Source organism: Streptomyces sp. Go-475, from assembly GCF_003330845.1.
GTDB lineage: Bacteria > Actinomycetota > Actinomycetes > Streptomycetales > Streptomycetaceae > Streptomyces.
The window spans coordinates 8,084,838-8,104,171 of sequence record NZ_CP026121.1 but is presented as its reverse complement, the minus strand read 5'-3'; the positions used below and the strand labels follow the sequence as shown (position 1 = coordinate 8,104,171).

Genomic DNA, 19,334 nt, shown 5'->3' with positions numbered 1-19,334 from the left:
GGGTGCGGGATTCAGGAGTCGCTCGGCGACGGCTCGGCGTGCTGCGAAGCGGCCAGGGGGCTGCGCACGACGGCGACGTCCGCCGCGTCGAGGACGAGCGTCTCCCCGGCGTGGAGGCGGCGTCCGGTGATCAGGTCGGTGCCGGAGCGGTCGAGGGTGACGGTCGCCTTGTCCTGCCGGTGGTTGAGCAGGAACAGGTACGCGCCCGTGTCCGTCCGCCGCTCGGTGACCTCGACGCCCCGCGGTGCGGCGTGCACCGGTCGCACCCCGGCGGTGTCCAGGACGTGCCGCACCAAGGCCTCAAGAGCGTCGTCGTCCAGGCGTGTGCCGAGGTACACGGCACGGCCCCGGCCGAGTTCGTTCTCGACCACCGCGGCCTTGCCGGCGAGATGGCCCTCGCGGTAGACGGCGAGCGGTCGGGCGGTCTCCAGGTCGAGGTCGTCCTGCCACCCGGAGGCGGTCGCGCGGAAACCGTTCAGCGAGGCCTGGTCGGCTGCCGCCTGGAGGGGCACCGTGCCTCCGGCGGGCAGCGGGGAGAACTCCTGGACGTGCGCGCCGATGATCTGGCGCAGCGCCCCCGGATACCCGCCTTCGACGATCCGGTCGTCCTCGTCGACGATCCCGGAGAAGTACGAGACGACGAGCTGGCCGCCGTTCTCCACGAACTGCCGCAGCGCGGCGGTGTGTTGACGTGTCATCAGGTACTGGTTGGGGATGACCAGGACCCGGTACGGCGACAGGTCGTCGTCGAGGGTGACGACGTCGACGGTGACCTGGCTGTTCCACAGGGCCCGGTGGTGCCGGGCGACGGTGTCCCGGTAGTCGAAGGTGTTGTCGGGGTGGGCGCGGCCTTCCACGGCCCACCAGTTCTGCCAGTCCCACACGATCGCGACCTGGGCGCCGCTCCGGGCCGTGGCGACCTCGTCGAGGGTCCGCAGTTCGTTGCCGAGCGCCCTGACCTCCTGCCAGGTCCGGGTCTTCTCACCGCCGTGCGGGAGCATCGCCGAGTGGAACTTCTCCTGCCCCTGTCGGGAGGCCCGCCACTGGAAGAACATCACCGCGTCGGAGCCGTGCGCGACGGCCTGGTAGGAGCCCAGGCGCATCCGGCCCGGCTGTTTGACCTGGTTGATCTTCCACTGGCTGACCGCGCCGGCCGCCTGTTCCATCAGCATCCAGGGCCGGCCGCCGCCCAGTGAGCGCATCAGGTCGTACTGGAAGGCGGCGACGGCCATCGAGTGGGGCTTGCCCGGGTCGGGGTAGCAGTCGAAGGCGACGACGTCGAGTTCCTTCGCCCACCGGTGGCTGTCGGTCAGCCGGCACTGGAAGAAGTTGGTGGTCGCCGGCACGTCCGGTGTGATCGCGTGGAGCAGGTCTCGCTCGGCCGTGACGAGTTCCAGCAGGTTGTCGGAGGTGAAGCGGGAGAAGTCCAGCTCGCGGGTGGGGTTGACCGAGCCGCGCACGGGTCCGGGGAGGTGCACCTGGGACCAGTCGCTGTAGCGCTGGCTCCAGAACGCCGTGCCCCACCGGTCGTTCAGCTCGTCCAGCGTGCCGTACCGCTGCCGCAGCCAGGTGCGGAAGCGCTCGTCGCACAGCTCGCAGAAGCAGTCGGAGTGGTACTCGTTGCCGATGTGCCACATGGCCAGGGCGGGATGCTTCCCGTACCGCTCGGCCAGCGCCCCGGCGATGCGCCGGCTGCGGTCCCGGTAGACCGGGGAGGAGGGGCAGAAGTGTCCTCTGCTGCCGATGCCGTGCCGCACCCCCTGCCGGTCGGCCGACAGGATCTCCGGGAAGTCCGTGGCGAGCCACGGCGGGGGTGCGGCGTTCGGCGTCGCGAGGTTGACCTGGATGCCGTTCGCCCACAGCAGGTCCATGATCTCGTCGAGCCAGGAGAAGTCGAACCGGCCGTCGGCCGGCTCCAGCATGGCCCAGGAGAAGATGCCCAGGCTCACGAGCCGTACGCCCGCGGCCCGCATGAGCCGGACGTCCTCCTGCCACACCTCCTTCGGCCACTGCTCCGGGTTGTAGTCCCCGCCGTAGACGATTCCCGGCAGTCGACGGCGAAAGGTGGTCATGCGCGGATCGTTCGTACGCGGTTCGTGCGTGCGCGGATCGTTGATGCGCGGATCGGACACGGCGGGGATTCCTTCCGGAAGCGCTACTGCAGGCGGCGGCTCAGAGCTGGGACTTGATCTCGGAGATGAACTTCTTGGCTGCCTCCTGCGGCGACACGCGGTTGAACAGCACGTCCTCGTTGAGTCGCTGGAAGATCTCCGGGACAGCGGGTCCGGCCTTCGCGTTGGGGATGTGCAGGGGGGTCGGCTTCAGGGCGTTGACCCGGGACAGGTAGTCGGCGATCCGCTTCTCCGAGGGGGACAGCTCGGGCATGATCGCCTTCAGCACGTCCGGGTTGTTGGGAACGCCGCGGTCGAACTTCTGGATCTTGGCCGCCTCGGGCGAGTTGACCAGGAAGTCGAGCAGCTCCGCGGCCTCCTTGGGGTGCTCGGTCCGCGCGGAGGCGCCGTAGAAGATGCCGGGCTTGGTGTAGGCGCCGACCTGGGTGGCCCCCTTCTCGCCGGGGAAGAGGAGCAGCTTGGCCTCGCGTCCGCTGGCGCCTTCGATCGCGCCGAGCTGGGTGACGGACAGGTCGCTCATGGCCGCCTTGTGCTGGGCGACCAGGCCCTGCTCGACACCGGCTCCCGACGACAGTTGCTCGATCGCGGCGTCCGGGCTGGTCGTGCCGCCGCTGTCACGCAGCTTGACGACCCATTCCCAGTAGGCGGCCATGGTGCCCTCGGTGAAACCGATCTTGCTGCCGTCCTTGGTCCAGTAGTCCTCGCCGTGCTGCCGCAGCCAGGTCCCCAGGTCGTTGGGGTAGAGCGGCATCGCGGTGCCGACCAGGCCCTTCGTCTTGGAGATGGCCTTGGAGATCTTGATGTAGTCGTCCCACGACCACTTGGTGTCGTCCGGAAGGGGCACGCCGGCCTTCTTGAACGCCACCGGATCGGCCACGATGCCGAACGCGCTGTCGCCGGCCGGGACGCCGTACAGGCCGCCCTTCACGGTCGTCATCGCCATCGAGTTCGCCGGCAGCTTGTCCGTGTGCAGGACGTCCTTGACCTTCTTCAGGTCCATCAGCTGCCCGTTGTCGATGTAGGAGTACATGAACGGGTCGGTGATCTGCAGGACGTCGGGCATGTCACCGGCGGCGGCACCGGTCGACAGCTTCTTCCAGTAGTCGTCCCAGTTGGAGTACTCGGGCTGGACGTCGATGTCCGGGTGCTTCTTCTCGAACGCCGCGATGATCTGCTTGGTCATCTCGTGCCGGGAGTCGGACCCCCACCAGTTGAACCGGATGACGGTCTTGCCGCCGTCGCTCCCGGAGGAGTCTCCGGCGCAGCCCGCGGACAGGGTGAGGGCGAAGACCGAACAGGTCAGCCCGACCGCACGGAGCGTACGTCTGGTCAGGCGGGAAGAGTGGTTCATGTTGAGGGCTCCTCTGCTGCCGTGTGTGGGCGGTGCGCCCAGACGGGGGATCCGTCGTGTCAGGAAGCCGGCTTCCGGCGCGGTCCGTCTCGCCACGCGGCGAGGGGGCTGCACAACTCGGCTGTTCTCCGGCCCGCGAGAGGCACCCGCGGTCCGGGGGCGCCCGCTCCGAGTCGTCGGACTTCGGGCGGACTACTGCGGCTCTGACATGGATTGCTGTGAACGTGCGCTTGAACCTTGTTCTCGGTGTGCCGAGTTGCTGCGCCGGGTTGACCGTCAGCTTCGCGCCGAGTTGGGATCCGGGTGACGTCAGCGATAGTGAACGTTCACTGCGGTGAGCGTAGTAACGGACGAGATTTCGGTCAAGGCTCTGTACGTAACGCTTGAGCACTTGGTGGCAGTTCACCGGTTCCGGCCCGTACAGCGGGGTGACGGGGCGCGCGAGCACGCCGCCGCGACCGCGTCGGGACCGGGTGCGGACAGGACACAGGGGTGCCCGTTCGGCGAACGCCGGGGTGTTCTGGTGCGGGTGGGGTGGGCCGTCCTAGCGGACGGAGTGGCCGTTCCTCGCCGGTCCGCTCGACTCGCGCAGCACCAGGCGGGAGTTGAGGTCGAGGTGGATCTCCGGCTCCGCCTCCTGGCGGATGCGGGCGAGCAGGGCCTTCATGGCCTGCCGGCCCATGGCTTCGCGGTCGAGGTCCACGGTGGAGATGGACGGGTTGAAGTACGCGGTGAACTCGTGGTTGTCCCAGCCGAATACACTCACATCGTCCGGAACACGCCAGCCGCGGTCCTGGAACCCGCGGATCACGCCCATGGCGACGTCGTCGTTCGCGGCGAGAACCGCGGTGACGCCGGAATCCGCCGACAGGCTCTGGGCCGCGTCGTATCCGGACCGCACGGACCAGTCGCCGTCGATGACGGCATAGTTCTCCAGGCCGCGCTCGGCGATGGTCCGCAGGTAGACCTCGCGTCGCTTGCGTGCCGACATCCAGTCCGTGCTGCCGGCGACGTGGACGAAGCGCCGGTGGCCTATGGAGGCGAGGTAGTCGATGATCTTGGCGGCCGGTTCACCGTCGGCCGTGATGCCGTGGGAGCGCATCTGGTCGTCGTACTCGCCGATGACCACGGTGGGCGTGTGCTCGAGCCCGAGTTTCTGGACATCTCCGATGGGCGTGAAGGTCAGCACTCCATCGGCCTGACCGGAGTCGAGCAGGGCACGGACACGGTCTCCCCGGACTTGTTCGTCGCCTTCCAGACCGACGATGTCCAGCATGTAACCGGCCGCCTGCGCCTCCGCGGACGCTCCGCGCAGGATCTGCGAGGGCACGAAGGTCGTCATGGTCGGCAGGACCACGGTGATGCGGTTCGACTTGCGGGTGCGCATCGACCGCGCGACCAGATTGGGCCGGTAGTCCAGCTCGGCGACCGCCTGCTCGATGCGGGCCACCGTCTGCGGCTTCATCCCGCCGTTGCCCCGCAGGAAGCGGGAGACGGTCTGATGCGACACACCCGCGTGCGCCGCGACGTCGAGGATGGTGGGACGCTTCCTCTTCGGAGGCTTCGACGGCTGCGCGTCCGGATCAGATCGCTCCGGCATCTTCTCTGTGTCCACAGTCTGCCCCCGCCGCCTCTCTCCGCCCCGCATGCCCAGTACTTTAGTGCCGGGCAGGCCGAGGCAGCCTTTTTCCTGAGCTCTGGTCGTCCCGTCGGCACTTTCCCGTCCCGCCGGGGCGAGCACCGCTGCTCCGGTGATCGCCCGGCGGTACGGATCCCGTGTGTCACAGCTGGAGACTCCAGTGCTGGTTCTTGTGCAACTCGCTGTCCCAGCAGGTGTACTGGAGCAGGCGAGTGCCGTCCGCGGTGAAGGCCGACTCCACGTCGAGGCATTTCCCGGAGTGACGGGCGACGATCTCGAAGTAGCCGGTGCCGGTGTCGCTCAGCCGCCACTGCTGGCTGGTGCGGCCGTCGCAGGTCTGCTGGACGATCCCGGCCTGGTCGGCCGTGGAGGAGCCGGCCACGTCCAGGCACCGGCCGGAGTTGCCGTTGAGGATCTGGTAGTAGCCCCCGCCGACCGAGTGCAGCTGCCACTTCTGGCTGTCGCCGCCCGAGCAGCTCCACTGCTGCACCTCGGCTCCGGCGGCGGTCGAAGAGCCGGCCACATCGGCGCACTTGCCCGAGTGCCGCGCCTTGAGCGTGGTCGTGTCGGCGAGCTGGGACAGTGCCGATGTGACGACCGGCAGGAAGAAGGAGTTGATGCCGGCGATGTTCGGGTGCGTACCGGTGCCGCCACTGCCCGGGAAGGTGTTGACGAGGTCGTCGAACGTGTACGCCACCCGCTGCGCGTCGACGCGTGTGTCGAGGGAGGTGTCCGCGAAGACGTCGGCCACCGCCACGCCCCACTTCTGGGCTGCCTGCAGGTACACCTGCCGCAGGGCGAGCTGGGTGTCCCAGTCCCGCGAGCCCATCTTGTGGGCGGCCACGTACACCAGCTGGGCGGACGGCCACTTCTGCCGCATCGTGCGGATGGTGGTCTCGAGCGATCCGGCGTACGTGCCGGTGTCGAACGTGGCGGGGTCCTGGGAGGCGCTGACGGTGCCGACCGTGTAGGTGTGGTCGTCGTGGATCTGGATGGCGTCGTTCGTGCCACCGTCGAAGACGACGTAGTCGGGCGCCTGTGCGTTGGCGTTCTGCACCTGGGTGAGGATCTGGTTGCTGGTCGGCCCCACGGTCGCGCCGTTCACCGCGTACTTCGTCAGCGTCATGCCCTCACGTTCGGCGAGGAAGTTCATGAAGCCGCGCGAGTACTTGTGCCCGTAGACGATGCTGTCGCCGAAGGCGTAGACGGAGGAGCCGGCCAGGCTTCCGTAGGCGGAGTTCGCGGGGCGGGTCAGCCGGAAGTTGTCGATCGACTGCACGCCGGTTCCGTAGTAGTTGCAGGCGACGAACTTCGCCAGGCCGGTCCCCGTGATGCTGCCCGTGGCGGAGGCCAGGACGACCGGCGCGGACTCCTTGCTGGTGATCGTGTACTGGACCTTGCGGAGGGTGAAGTCCATGTGCAGATCGACCGTGTACCACTTGGTCCGGTCGAAGCCGATCCTGGTCCAGGTGGGATTGAGCGCGTCCGGGGCGGCGGTGGAGTCCGAGTCGGGGCCGGTCACGGCGTAGCGGAGTTCCGCCGCCGTCGCGGCCAGCCCGAAGACGAGGTGTCCGGCGTTGTCACGCAGTTCCAGGCCGGTCTTCATCCCGGTGCTGGCGATGTCCGTCTTCCAGTCGAAGCGCAGGTCGAGCGTCTTCTCCTGCGTGACGGACGACGCGAAGGGCCGCACGGACGTCGAGTAGTTGGGCATGCCCTTCGTGATGCTCAGTACGCCGTTGCCGATGGCCGCCCCGGTCGGGAAACCGAAGTTCGCCGGGTCCGTCTGCGCGTCGAACGTCTCGTTGATCAGCGTCGCACCCGGGGTTTCGGCGGCCGAGGCGGCCGGAGGGACGAGGAGGGCCGGGACCACCAGGAACCCGGCGAGCAGGGGGCCGGCCCATCTTCGGGGCCGTATGCCCCATCTGCGCATGACCGTATACACGTGATCTCCCTTGATCTCTGGTGATGCCGACCGGTGCCCGGCGGGGAGAGAGGTCCCAGGCCGTGGCGTCAGCTCGAAGGCGTCACAGAAAGCCACGAACCACCGGGAAGGTGAGGTTCCGACGACTGCACGGGCAAGATAGTGATCGTTCACCATGGCGGTCAAGATGTCTGCGCGCGCTCGTTCACCTGCTGCGCCGAAACCCTTTCGAGACGAGCCGACCTGCGACGGACGCTGCGGAACTCATCTCGTTCACACCATTGACACACACGCGTCCCAGCCAGTCTTATGTGCGCCACCCGGCTTCAGTCAACCGCTGATCGCCAGGGCCGCGCCGTCGCCTGTCGACTTGATCGCGCTCGCCCGACACCCCTGCCTCGAAGGTTCCTGACGGGCGCCATCGAAGCCCCTGATCGTGATCGTTCACTATCCGGCACACGTTCACCTGACACGGAGGTAGTGCAATGAAGTCGAACACCGGCCCTTGGTCGCGCCGTCGATTCCTCGCCACGAGCGGGGCGGCAGCCCTCGGGGGCATGGCGCTGAACCTCGGCGGCGGTCTCCCGCGGGCCGCCGCGGCCGGCACCGTGGTGTCCTCCGTCGACACGTCGAGGTCCACCTACGACAAGATCGTGCTGATGGTCGACGGGAAGCCCTTCTACCACAGCGGCGTCCAGTTCCGGTACGAGAAGCACAAGTACACGTTCGGCTGGACGGACGCCCAGTTGAAGCCGGTGCTCGGGATGATCCGCGACGACGGGTTCAACGTGGTCAACATCCCGATCTGGTGGTCGAAGGTCGAGACCTCGAAGGACGTCTTCGACTGGACCGACATCGACCGGTACCTGGCCTGGTGCGGGGAGTACGGCCTCAAGCTGGAACTGTTGTGGTTCGGCCATGAATCGACCGGTTCGTCCATGCCGGCCCGGATGCCGGCCTACGTGATGAACGACTACCAGTTCGTGGTGAGGTCCGACGGCACCAGGCTGACCCTGAACGGCAACCCCCTCCTGGACAAGACCGATCCGAACCTGCTCGCCAGGGAGAAGTTCGTGCTCGGCCGGCTCATGGCGCACCTCGCGTCCGCCGACACCGCTCACACCGTCGTCGGCATCCAGGTGCTGAACGAACCGAACGTGGCGAAGCAGCAGGGCGGCTCGTCCATCGACCGGAGCTACAGCACCTACAGCACCGACCTCTGGAACAGCGGCGGGTACACCGACGCGACGAAGTTCCGCAAGGACGTGCTCCTGAACTACCTGACCCAGCTGGGGCAGGTGATCAAGCAGTCGGACTACTCGGTGTACACCCGGGTCAACATCGCGGGCAGCGGCGACACGGTGCCGGTCGCCGAGAACGAGGCCCTCCGGGCCCAGGGGAGGTCGGCCATCGACTTCTTCGGGAAGGACCCTTACACCACGGGCCTCGACACGCTCTACAACTACGGGAGCGACGCCGTCTGGGCCCAGGGGAAGAACTTCCCCATGATCATGGAGAACTTCGGCGGGACCCCGGCGGCGGACGTCGAGAAGTTCAACGGCATCGCCGGCAACAGCGCCTTCAATCTGTACGCCGCCCTGGACCCGGACTCCAGCACGGGCAGCAGCAACTACGGCTTGTACGACTTCAACAGCACGACCAAGGTGGTGACCCGCAAGGCCGTGTCGGACAAGGTCGCCCGACTCAACCACGTGCTGAACAAGATCCACCGGGATCTCGCCAGCAAGTCTCCGGTGGAACGCGGCGGAACCGACCTGCAGACCTTCAACCGGAGCGCGACCGCCAGCACCACCACCACCAAGCCGGTGGGCGGCGTCAACATCACGTTTACGACATCGAGCGGTGCGCAGGCATTCGGCGTCAGGCGCGGTGCGGCCGAGTTCGCTTTCGCCACCACGACCCAGGCCACGTTCACCCTGCCGGGAACCATCGGCGTCGTCCGGTCCGTCGAAATCGGCCGGTACGACGCGAACGACACCTGGGTGAAGTCCGGCACCAAGACGTACAGCACGGTGTCCGGGGACACCGTCGTCGCCCTGGCGGCCGGCGAGTGCGTGCGGGTCGCCTACCTCGTCAGCGGCGCGCGGTACAAGCTGAGGAACACGTCCTCGGGCGCGTACCTCGACACCGACGCGAACGGCGCGGTCATCGTCGCGGCCGCGACCACCTACGACGACCAGGACTGGATCGTCGCCAAGGACTCCTCCGGATCCTGGACCATCAGGAACGTGCGAACGGGACGCTTCTATCTGGAGACCAGCGCCACCGACAACAACGTCATCTGGAACACCGGCGCTGTCTCGGACGCCTCGCTCTGGAACCTGGAAGGGGTCGGGGCAGGCGGGCTCCGCGTCAGGAACACCCACACGGGAAGGGCGTACCTGTACGGGAACTCCGCGGGTGAGGCGAAGTGGAACACGGGAACGCAGGACGCGAGCACGGTCTGGGAATTCCAGCCGAGGTAGCCGGCGGCCCCTGCGTGGCGGGGGCATCCGATCAGGAGGGCGTGACGCTTCCTCGTCCGTCACAGGGAGGCGGCACGCCCTCCTGGCGTCTCGCGGGTCCCACGCCCTCCTGGTGTCTCGGCGGCGGGCCCCACGCCCTCGCGTACTGAAATTTTCGACGCACGACGCCTGTGTAATGATTGCTGCATGGGTCGGGCCGACGTGTTGAAGGTGCTGGAGGCACGGGCCGCCGATCAGTGGGGCCTGGTGACCACCGCCCAGGCGAAGCTGGACGGCGTGCGGGGCGTGCAGCTCCTGAGGCTGGAGCGGGCGGGGCTGCTGGAGAGCGTCGGTCACGGCGTGTACCGCCTCCTGGCCTCTCCCCCGCCGGAGCACCTAGGGATCAAGGTCGCGTGGCTGCGGCTGGATCCCAGGACGCCGGCGCCGGACCGCGGCATCGAGGGCCCCGGGGCGGGCGTCGTCTCCCACGCCTCCGCGTGTGCGGTGCACGGCCTGGGCGACCGGCCCGCCGATCCTGTCGAGCTGACGGTCTCGTCACGCCGTACCACTCGTGACGAGACCGTCGTGCTGCACCGCGGGCGCGTGGATGCCGACGACATCACCGTCGTCGACGGCCTGCCCGTCACCACGGTGCCGCGCACCGTCGTCGACCTGCTCGACGCCCGTGCCGACGCCGTCCGCGTGGGCACGGTCCTCGCCGAAGCAGTCTCCCGTGACCTGGTGCGTGTCGACGACCTGGCGGCGCGGGTCGGTCCCTTCGCCGCTGCCTACGGCCTGCCCGCGCAGGCGTCCGGTGCGGAGCTGCTGGAGTTCCTGTGCGAGCGCGCGGGACGCCCCCTGCGCGCGAGGAAGGCCGCCCGGGCCGCCACCAGGACAGGCGGCTCGCAGGGGAAGCGGGCGACCATCTGGGAGGTCGCCGAGCGGGCCGGGGTGTCGCATCAGACCGTTTCCCGGTACCTGAAGAACGACAGCGGCATGCGGCCGACGACGCGGGCGAGGATCGAGCGGGCCGTGGCCGAGCTGGACTACCGGCCCAACCTCGTGGCGCGCTCGATGCGCACCCGGCGGTCCCACCGGATCACGATCGTGCTGCCCGAACTGAGCGGCTTCGTTCCCATCCCCCTGTTGAGGGGCGCTTCGGCCGCCGCGCACGAGGCCGGCTACCTGACGGACGTCATAGGCCTGCAGGGCGGGGAGTCGCGGCGTGCGCGGAGCGTGCTGTCCCTGCTGGACTCCCGGCAGGCGGACGGTGCGCTGTCGCTGGTGCCGCTGGGGGACCTCGCTGGCGACCCAGGTGCCGGGCAGCGGCCCGTGGTGGTGCTGGGCGAGTACGACGACGATCTGCACGCCCGGGGACGGCTGGCCGACGGCCGGCCCGCCGAGCAGATCCTGCGTCACCTCGCCGACCAGGGACATCGCCGGTTCCTCCACGTCGCCGGCTCGCAGGAGTGGGCCTCCGCGCGCAACCGCCGGGCGGTCTACGTGGAGGCGATCGAGCGCCTGGGCCTCGAGTCCTACGGCGTCGTCGACGGGGACTGGTCGATGCGCTCCGGGTACGAGGCCGCCCGGGACCTGCCCGCCGACTCCGGCGTGACGGCCGTGCTCGCCGCCAACGACTACGTCGCCATGGGCGTGATCCGCGGCTTCCAGGACCGCGGCACGCGCGTGCCGGAGGACGTGAGCGTCTTCGGCTGGGACGACGAGGAGTTCACCCGGTACTTCTCGCCGGCCATCTCGACGGTGCACATGGACAAGGAGGAGGTCGGCCGCCGGGCGATGCTGTCGCTGCTCGCCCTCCTGCGCGACGAGCCCGCGCCGGTGGCCGATGTCGCCGAGCTGTTCCACATCGTTCCGCGAGAGTCGAGCGGCCCGGCCCCCCGCTAGGGCCTGATCCGAACGACAGGCTGTGGGCGCCCCTCGGCAGGTCCCCGGCGGGTGCCCGCAGGACGCGATCCACCAGGGAATGTGAACGATCACTGCACCATCTCTTGACCGCAAAGGTGATCGTTCACTACGTTCAGGCTGCCGCCGCGTCACACGGCGAGCGCCGGGGTCATCCGATCAGTGCCGTTCCCTCTTCGACCGCACGACCACGCGTGCACGCCCTGGGCCGGGCGGGTCGAACCGACTTTCTTCGTCAGCGGTTCCCAGACCCGGTGTCGCGCCCACGGCACCGCCCGAGCTTCCACGAAAGAGCCACATGACCGAGTACAGCCAGCCCGTGAGGGTGGCGATCGTCGGCGCCGGAAACATCGCCGACGGCTGCCACATGCCCGCCGTCCAGGCCCAGAGCGGCGAGGCCACCGTCGTCGCGGTCGTCGACGTCGACCAGCAGCGCGCCGAGGCCTTCGCCGCCCGCTGGAACGTCCCCGCCGCCTACACCAGCCTCGATCGGATGCTCCAGGAGCAGCGCCCCGACCTGGCCGTCGTCTGCACGCCCCCGATCGCCCACGGCGCGGCCATCACCGCCTGCCTGGACGCCGGTGTGTGGGTGTGGTGCGAGAAGCCCCCCACCCTCTCGGTGGCCGAGTACGACGCCATCGGTGCCCACGAGCGCGAGGGCGGCCCGTACGTCTCCTACGTCTTCCAGCACCGCTTCGGGTCCGCCGCCCGAGCCCTGCGCGAGCACATCCGCACCGGTCGGCTCGGCGCTCCGCTGGTCGGCGTCTGCCACACCCTGTGGTACCGGGACGACGCCTACTTCGAGGTGCCCTGGCGCGGCAAGTGGGAGACCGAGGGCGGCGGTCCCACCATGGGCCACGGCATCCACCAGATGGACCTCATGCTGTCCCTGATGGGGGAATGGACCGAAGTCCGCGCCGCCATGGGCACGTTGGCCCGGGACGTGGAGACCGAGGACGTCTCCATGGCGATGGTCCGCTTCGCCGGTGGCGCCATGGTGTCCATGGTCAACAGCCTCCTCTCCCCCCGCGAGACCAGCTACCTGCGCTTCGACTTCCCCGAGGCCACGGTCGAGCTGGCCCACCTCTACGGCTACGACAACTCCCACTGGACGTGGACCCCCGCACCCCATCGGGCCGGCGCCACGGCCACGGAGCTGGGAGCGCCGCTCGACGACGAAGCCAGTTCGCACGCCGTCCAGTTGCGCGCGCTGCTGCGGTCGCTGCGTGCCGGGGAACGCCCCGAGGCCAGTGGCGACGACGGCCGCCGCGTCCTGGCCTTCATCGCGGCCCTGTACGAGTCGGCGACGACCGGACGCCCCGTCACCCCGGACATGATCAACCCGGCCAACCCCTTCTACCACTCCATGAGCGGCCGCCCCGGCGCCGCCCAGGACCACGACATCAAGGAGAAGACCGGTGTCTGACACCCGTTTCACGATCGACCACGACGGCGCCGGGACCCAGGTCGTGGTGTCGGCCGCCGGCACCGACCTCGCCACGTACGTGTACCGGCCGGACACCCCGCTCGAGGAATCCCCCAAGCCCTACCTCTATCCGCTGAAGACCCTCTCCGGCGCGCCCGTGGGTGTCTACCGGCCCTGGGACCACCGCTGGCACAAGGGCCTGCAGATGACCTGGTCGCATCTGTCCGGCGACAACTTCTGGGGCGGGCCCACTTTCGAACAGGGCGCGCCCGGCCACGGCTACGTCTGGCGGGAGAACCACGGCCAGCAGGTGCACCGCGCCTTCGAGCGGCAGGACTACGGCGGCAGCGAGGTGTCGGTCGTCCAGGGCCTGGACTGGTTCGCCTCCAGCGACGAGGTGTGGATCGACGAGACCCGCACCCTGCGCTTCCACAGCGCCGACGCCGACGAGGGTGTCTGGGCGCTGGACTTCACCACCGCCCTGACCAACGTGCACCGCGAGCCGCTGGAGATGGGCAGCCCCACCACCCACGGCCGCCCCGACGCCGGCTACACGGGGCTGTTCTGGCGCGGGCCGCGGGCCTGGACCGGTGCGGACGTCATCGCCGAAGGGGGCGAGGAAGGCGACGCCGTGATGGGCACGCGGGGTGCCTGGGTGGCCATCACCGGCGAGCACGACGAGCTCGACGGCGGCGCCACGGTCCTCGCCTACGCCGGCACCACCAGCGCCACCGTTCCGCTGACGTGGTTCGCCCGCAGCAGCGCCTTCGCCTGCCTCAACCCGTCGCCCGCCTTCGACACGGAGATCAAGCTGGAACCCGGTGAGACCCTGTCCCTGAGCCACCGCTTCGTGTTCCTCGACCGCAGGATGGACCGCCGCGAAGTCGAGGCGATCGCAGGGGAGTTCGCGCTGTGACCTCCGTGCCCGGCTTCCCCGGAGCCGTGGGACTCAGCCAGCTCCAGGTGTATCCCTGGCCCGCGGCGGACGACGAACACGGCGGCTCGCCCCACATGCACCTCACCTGCTCGGAGTGCTACGTCGTCGTCGGTGGCCGCGGCCGGCTGGAGACCCTCAACGGCCAAGGGCACACGACGACCGAACTGCACCCGGGAGACGTCGTCTGGTTCACCCCCGGCACGATCCACCGCGCCGTCAACGACGAGGACCTCCGCGTGATCGTCGTCATGCAGAACAGCGGCCTCCCCGAGGCAGGCGACGCGGTCATGACCTTCCCGCCCGAGTACCTCTCCCCCGACACCTACCCGGACGCGGCCTCGCTCCTCGACTCCGACGGCAGCCCCAGCCCCGAGCGCACGCGGGCCCGCAGGGATCTGGCCGTCGAGGGATTCACCGAGCTGAAGCGGCAGTGGCGGCGCGGAAACCGCTCGGCGTACGAGGACTTCTGCGCGGCGGCGGTACGACTCGTCCGACCTCGCCTGGACACCTGGGAGAAGACGGTCAACGACGGTGCGCTGGCCGCCGCGCGGACGGCACTGCGGCAGATCGACGCCCTGCGGCGCGACGACTTCGGCCACCTGTTCGACGCGGAGGTCTCGCGTATCGCGCAGCCGCGTCAGCAGACGCTCGGCATGTGCGGTTTCCTGCGCGCTTTCCACCCGACCCACCGCGAACGGCCTGAGGGATGACACCGCACAGGCCCGGGCTGCCCCGGCGGGGCTTCCCCACCGCCGGGGCGCGGCCCGGACTGGCCTCAGCGGAGGTCCGGTGATGCAATGGTCATGTGCGGTTTGAGCATGACAACATGGTCGGGGTTCGCTTGGCCGTGGCGCTGGTGAACCTCGAATCGAGTGGTGCCTGGGCGCCTGAGGCGCTGGAACAGGCGCTGCGGGACCATGAGATCCGCGATCCGCTGGTCACCGGATCCACGTGCGAGGGGATCCGAGCGTGGACGCGGCGGCTCAGGCCGGTCTTCGAGGCGTCCTCCGAGACCGAGCGGTGCGCATCCGTCAACACGCTGCTCGCGGACGGCGCGCGCAGTGTCTACCTGACCACGCACGACGGTCTGCGGCCGCACCTGCACTTCACCCCGGACGGCCAGGACCTGCACAGCCGCGTGAAGGCCGTGACGGCCGGCGGCCTGGCCATCTTCACCCTGGAGGCCGAGGGAGGGCGGCTGGGCGTGTGCGCGCTGGACTCCTGCCGGACAGCCTTCGTCGACACCAGCCGCAACGGCCGCCGCGCCTACTGCTCCGCCCGCTGCGCCAACACCGATGCCGTACGCCGTCACCGCAGGAAGTAGCACGGGGCGGCCGGGCCGAGGCGGGACTATGCGGGGACCAGTGCCACGACGATCGGGACGGCGGCGATCCCGAGCAGCGTCTGCGTCGCGGTGATCCCGGCCATCAGCGGGGCGTCGCCACCGAGCTGCCTCGACAGAATGTACGACGACGACGCCGTCGGCAGTGCCTGGAAGAGCACGGCGATGATCAGTGCGTGGGAGCCCAGGCCGAAGAACTGCGCCGCCACGAAGGTGGCGGCCGGCATGAGCGCGAACTTGGCCACCGAGGACGTGAGGATCGGCGCCGCCCACGACCGTGCCCCGCCGAAGCGCAGAGCGGCACCGATGCAGAGCAGGCCCAACGGCATCGAGGCTGCTCCCAGCACCCCGAGCGCCGGTTCGATGCCCGGCGGCAGGTGCAGACCGAGTGCCTGCAGGAGGATGCCCCCCGCGCAGGCGAGGATGAGCGGATTGGTCACGAGTTGCCGTCCGATGCCCGACAGACTCAGGCGCGCGCTGCCGAACCAGGCGAAGACCAGCACGCACAGCACGTTGACCGTGGGCACGATCGCGGCGTTGCAGACCGCGGCGAACGCGACGCCCTGGGTGCCGAGCAGGCCGGACGCGATGGTCACACCGATGTAGTTGTTGAAGCGGACACTGCCCTGGAAGACCGAGGTGAAGGCGTCGCCCCGCAGTCGCATCAAGGGCTTCAAGCCGATGACCAGCACGGCCACCACCAGGGTGGAGGCGATCAGTGCGCCCGCGAGGGCACCCACCGGAAGGTCGTCGATGTCCGCGGTCGCCAGGCTGTGCAGGAACAGCGCCGGCAGCAGGACGCGGTAGCTGATGCGCTCGGCTTCGGACCAGAAGCCCTCGTCCGTGAACATCGACCGCTTGAGCGCGCAGCCCAGCGCGATCAGCAGGACGACAGGGATCAGCGCCCGTACGGTCAGTGCGATCACGCCGGGATCCCGTCCGGCGTGCCGACGTCGATCGTCGTGTCGTGCATGCGGTCAGCCTGATGTCACCTCACCGTGCAAGACAACCATTACACGCGCTCAAGCCGCCCCGGCAGCAATTGCTATGTTGACATAGGTTTCTCGCCATAGGTAACCTGCCGGCGTGTCCGGAATCAGCGAGGCTCGCCAGAGCCCGAGCCAGCGCGTCGACCACGTGGCCGCGAGCCTCGTGGCATGCCTGCCCGCGCTGAACCGGTACGTCGAACGGAGTCTCGAGGGGCAACTGCCCTACCCCAAGCCCCCCGAGCGGCAGCTGGCGCTCCTGCGGTACGTCGCCGAACACGACGGCGCCACCGTCCACAAGGCCGCCGACGCGCTGCAGATGAAGCCGAACAACGTCAGCGCCCTGGTCACCCGCCTCACCGAGGCGGGGCTCCTGGAGCGGCATCAGGACGAAGCCGACAAGCGCGTCGCCCACCTGCGCATCACCGCCAAGGCCCGTCAGCGCATCGGCGAGGTAGAGGACATCGCGGCCCGGCAGCTCATGTCCGCGTTGCGCACCCTCACCGACGGCGACCTCGATGCCCTCGGCTCCGCGCTCGGCGCCCTCGAGGCTCTCACCCGGCAGTTGCGCGACCGCGTCAGCTGAGCGCTCTCCCCTTCCCCCACGCCCCTGCCCTCGCCGCTGTGCGGCAGGCTGCGCGTTTTTCCCGAACACACATGTCCACACACATGTCCACACGTCCAGAGGACAGCTCACCCATGTCTGTCACCGATGTCTCCACAGCGCCCGCTCCCGTAGCGTCCGCCCACCGACCCCGCGGCCTGCGCGCCAACCCGTGGCTGACGCTGATCGCCGTGGCGTTCGGCCTGTTCATGGTCGGCCTCGACGGCTCCGTCGTCTCGATCGCCAACCCCGAGATCGGCCGCGATCTCAACGCCACCACGGCCGAACTGCAGTGGGTCACCAACGCCTACCTGCTCGCCATGGCCGCCACCCTCATCCTCTCCGGCAAACTCGGCGACCGCTTCGGCCGCCGCACCCTCTACCTGGTCGGCACCGCCGGATTCACCGCCGCGTCCGTCGCGATCGGCCTCGTCGGCTCGATCGAGGGGGTCATCGCCTTCCGCGCCGTCCAAGGCCTGTTCGGCGCGATGCTGATGCCCAACACCCTCGCGCTGCTGCGTGCCGTGTTCCCGCCGAAGAAGTTCGGCATGGCGGTCGGCATCTGGGCGATGATCTCGTCCGTCTCCACCGCGCTCGGCCCGATCGTCGGCGGACTGCTCGTCGAGCACGTCGACTGGGAGTCCGTCTTCTACATCAACGCCCCCATCGGCGTCATCGCCATCGCCTTCGGCCTGCTGGTGCTGCCGCAGTCCAGGAACGAGGCGGCCGCCGGCGAGAAGTTCGACGTGCCCGGCGTCGTGCTGCTCGCGGGCGGACTGCTCGCCGTCGTCTTCGGCGTCGTCAAGGGCGAGACGTGGGGCTGGACCTCGGGCGGCACACTCGGCGCGATCGGCGGGGGCCTCGTCGTCCTGGTCGTCTTCGGCTGGTACGAGACCCGCGTCGCGCACCCCCTCCTGCCGATGCGCCTGTTCCGCAACCCGGCCCTGACCATCGGTACGTTCGTCACCGCGCTGAACTTCTTCGTCCTGCTCGGTGTGATCTTCTTCGTCATGCTGTACCTGCAGAACGTCCGCGGCTTCACGCCCGTCGAGGCCGGTGTGCGCACCCTGCCGCTCAGCATCGCCTCCATGCTGGCCTCGCCGCTCGGCGCGCAGCTCACCCAGAAGTTCGGCCCGCGTCTGACCATGCCGCTCGGGATGGTGCTGCAGGCCGGCGCCTCGTTCGTGATGCTCTCGTGGAGCAGCGACTCGTCGTACGCCACCATGTGGCCGCCGTTCATCGCGCTCGGCCTCGGCATCGGCATGGTGATGTCCGCGTCCTCCGACGCGATCGTCGGCAACGCCCCCGTCCAGGACGGCGGTGTCGCGGGCGGGCTGCAGGCCACCTCGCTGCAGGTCGGCGGCGCGCTCGGCACGTCGGTGCTCGTCTCGCTCATCAGCAGCCGGGTCGGTTCCACGCTCACCGACTCGCTGACGGACGCGGGCGTTCCCGGCCCGGTCGCCGCTCGCCTCGACGAGGCCAAGGACGCGGTCGCGATGGGTGTCGCGCCGGTCTCCGACAAGATGCCCGCACAGCTCAGGGCGGCCGTGACGGAGGGCAGCCACACCGCCTTCATGAACGGCGTCCACACCGCCGTCCTGGTCACCGGCGTCCTCGCCCTCATCGGGGCGGCCCTCGCAGTGATCGGCCTGCGTGCCCGGAGGGAAGGGCAGGCGCCGAGCGAGACCGCCCCCGCCGCCACCCAGGCCACCCCCTCCGCCGCCCAGGCCGGCGACACCACCGCCCAGCCGCTCGGCACTGCCGCTCCGGCGGCGACGGCGCTCCGGGCGGCCGAGGTCCCGCCCTCGGGCGGCATACCGGTCGACGGACACGTCCTCGGCGCCGAGTCGGCGCCCGTGCCGTGGGCCGCCGTCACCCTGATCTCGCTGGGCGGACGGCAGTTGGGCCGCGCCACGGCCCACCAGGACGGCTCGTACCGGTTGGAAGCGCCGGGCGTGGGCACTTACGTGCTCATCGCCTCCGCCGACGGCTACCAGCCGCGGGCGTCCACGATCGTGGTCGGCGACGAGCCGGTCTCGTTCGACTTCCTGCTCTCCGGCACGAGCGGCCTGGCCGGCAACGTCACGTCGGCCGACAGCAAGGAGCCGGTCGTCGAGGCGATGGTGATCGCGGCCGATGTGCGCGGCGAGGTACTCGCCACCGGACTGACCGGCGCGGACGGCGCGTTCGACTTCGCCGAGCTGGTGCCCGGACAGGTGACCCTCGCGGTGACCGCCGCCGGGTACCGGCCCGCCGCGCTGCCCGTCGAGGTCGCCGCGCAGGGCGTCACGAGGATCCAGGTCGAGCTGTCCTACGGCTCGCACGTGCGGGGCGTCGTCACGGCCGCGGGCCGACCGCTGGACGACGCGCGGGTCACGCTCGTCGACGCTGCCGGGAACGTGGTGGCCACCGCCACCACCGGCGAGGACGGCGGCTACGCCTTCAGCGACCTGGACAGGGGCGAGTACACGGTCATGGCGACCGGCTACCCGCCGAAGGCCGCCCACCTGACCGTGCGCGGCTCCGGTGTGGACGACCACGACATCGAGCTCTCCCACCCGGGCGAGTGACAGGCGCCGGGCCGGACGCACCAGAGACACCTCCATGC

Annotated in this window: 13 protein-coding genes and 1 pseudogene; 9 read left to right on the top strand and 5 right to left on the bottom strand. The window is 69.6% G+C overall.

Annotated elements, in window-relative coordinates; all coding sequences use genetic code 11:
* Positions 1-11: 11 nt before the first annotated feature.
* The 4 genes from C1703_RS36740 to C1703_RS36725 form a co-directional block, all read right to left on the bottom strand.
* Positions 12-2,072 (bottom strand): beta-galactosidase, encoded by a 2,061-nt coding sequence (locus tag C1703_RS36740; RefSeq protein WP_114257777.1) that lies wholly within the window; start codon positions 2,070-2,072, stop codon positions 12-14.
* 100 nt (positions 2,073-2,172) lie between these two features.
* Positions 2,173-3,483 (bottom strand): sugar ABC transporter substrate-binding protein, encoded by a 1,311-nt coding sequence (locus tag C1703_RS36735; RefSeq protein ID WP_114256888.1) that lies wholly within the window; start codon positions 3,481-3,483, stop codon positions 2,173-2,175.
* 544 nt (positions 3,484-4,027) lie between these two features.
* Positions 4,028-5,083 carry a LacI family DNA-binding transcriptional regulator gene (locus tag C1703_RS36730; RefSeq protein WP_114257776.1) on the bottom strand — a complete coding sequence of 352 codons (1,056 nt, stop codon included), beginning with the start codon at positions 5,081-5,083 and terminating at the stop codon, positions 4,028-4,030.
* Between the two features lie 181 nt (positions 5,084-5,264).
* Positions 5,265-6,992, bottom strand: coding sequence for an RICIN domain-containing protein (locus C1703_RS36725; RefSeq protein ID WP_198678377.1), 1,728 nt, complete (start codon positions 6,990-6,992; stop codon positions 5,265-5,267).
* Between the two features lie 536 nt (positions 6,993-7,528).
* Here C1703_RS36725 and C1703_RS36720 point away from each other — a divergent pair.
* The 6 genes from C1703_RS36720 to C1703_RS36695 all read left to right on the top strand — a co-directional run bounded on the left by C1703_RS36720 (position 7,529) and on the right by C1703_RS36695 (position 15,118).
* Positions 7,529-9,529, top strand: a complete 2,001-nt coding sequence (locus C1703_RS36720) for a DUF4978 domain-containing protein (protein WP_114256886.1) — start codon at positions 7,529-7,531, stop codon at positions 9,527-9,529.
* A 186-nt stretch (positions 9,530-9,715) separates the two neighbouring features.
* On the top strand, positions 9,716-11,413 hold the full coding sequence (locus C1703_RS36715; protein ID WP_114256885.1) for a substrate-binding domain-containing protein: 1,698 nt from the start codon (positions 9,716-9,718) through the stop codon (positions 11,411-11,413).
* A gap of 316 nt (positions 11,414-11,729) precedes the next feature.
* Positions 11,730-12,857: a Gfo/Idh/MocA family oxidoreductase gene (locus C1703_RS36710; protein WP_114256884.1), complete on the top strand. Its 1,128-nt coding sequence runs from the start codon at positions 11,730-11,732 to the stop codon at positions 12,855-12,857.
* Positions 12,850-13,773, top strand: a complete 924-nt coding sequence (locus tag C1703_RS36705; RefSeq protein WP_198678376.1) for a PmoA family protein — start codon at positions 12,850-12,852, stop codon at positions 13,771-13,773. Before C1703_RS36710 ends, C1703_RS36705 begins: the two co-directional genes overlap by 8 nt.
* The gene (locus C1703_RS36700; RefSeq protein WP_114256883.1) at positions 13,770-14,504 is read left to right on the top strand and encodes a cupin domain-containing protein; all 735 of its coding nucleotides are present in this window, start codon (positions 13,770-13,772) and stop codon (positions 14,502-14,504) included. The genes C1703_RS36705 and C1703_RS36700 overlap by 4 nt, the downstream gene beginning before the upstream one ends.
* A gap of 116 nt (positions 14,505-14,620) precedes the next feature.
* Positions 14,621-15,118: a CGNR zinc finger domain-containing protein gene (locus C1703_RS36695; protein WP_198678375.1), complete on the top strand. Its 498-nt coding sequence runs from the start codon at positions 14,621-14,623 to the stop codon at positions 15,116-15,118.
* 26 nt (positions 15,119-15,144) lie between these two features.
* Here the strand turns inward: C1703_RS36695 and C1703_RS36690 are convergent, their stop codons facing one another.
* The gene (locus tag C1703_RS36690; protein ID WP_114256881.1) at positions 15,145-16,062 is read right to left on the bottom strand and encodes an AEC family transporter; all 918 of its coding nucleotides are present in this window, start codon (positions 16,060-16,062) and stop codon (positions 15,145-15,147) included.
* 160 nt (positions 16,063-16,222) lie between these two features.
* Between C1703_RS36690 and C1703_RS36685 the strand changes: the two genes are divergently transcribed.
* The 3 genes and pseudogenes from C1703_RS36685 to C1703_RS40035 all read left to right on the top strand — a co-directional run bounded on the left by C1703_RS36685 (position 16,223) and on the right by C1703_RS40035 (position 19,296).
* On the top strand, positions 16,223-16,708 hold the full coding sequence (locus C1703_RS36685) for a MarR family transcriptional regulator (protein WP_232840703.1): 486 nt from the start codon (positions 16,223-16,225) through the stop codon (positions 16,706-16,708).
* 113 nt (positions 16,709-16,821) lie between these two features.
* Positions 16,822-18,381, top strand: a pseudogene (locus tag C1703_RS40040) (MFS transporter); the annotation flags it as partial.
* Positions 18,367-19,296: a carboxypeptidase-like regulatory domain-containing protein gene (locus C1703_RS40035; protein ID WP_232840812.1), complete on the top strand. Its 930-nt coding sequence runs from the start codon at positions 18,367-18,369 to the stop codon at positions 19,294-19,296. The pseudogene C1703_RS40040 and the gene C1703_RS40035, both read left to right, overlap by 15 nt.
* Positions 19,297-19,334 lie beyond the last annotated feature (38 nt).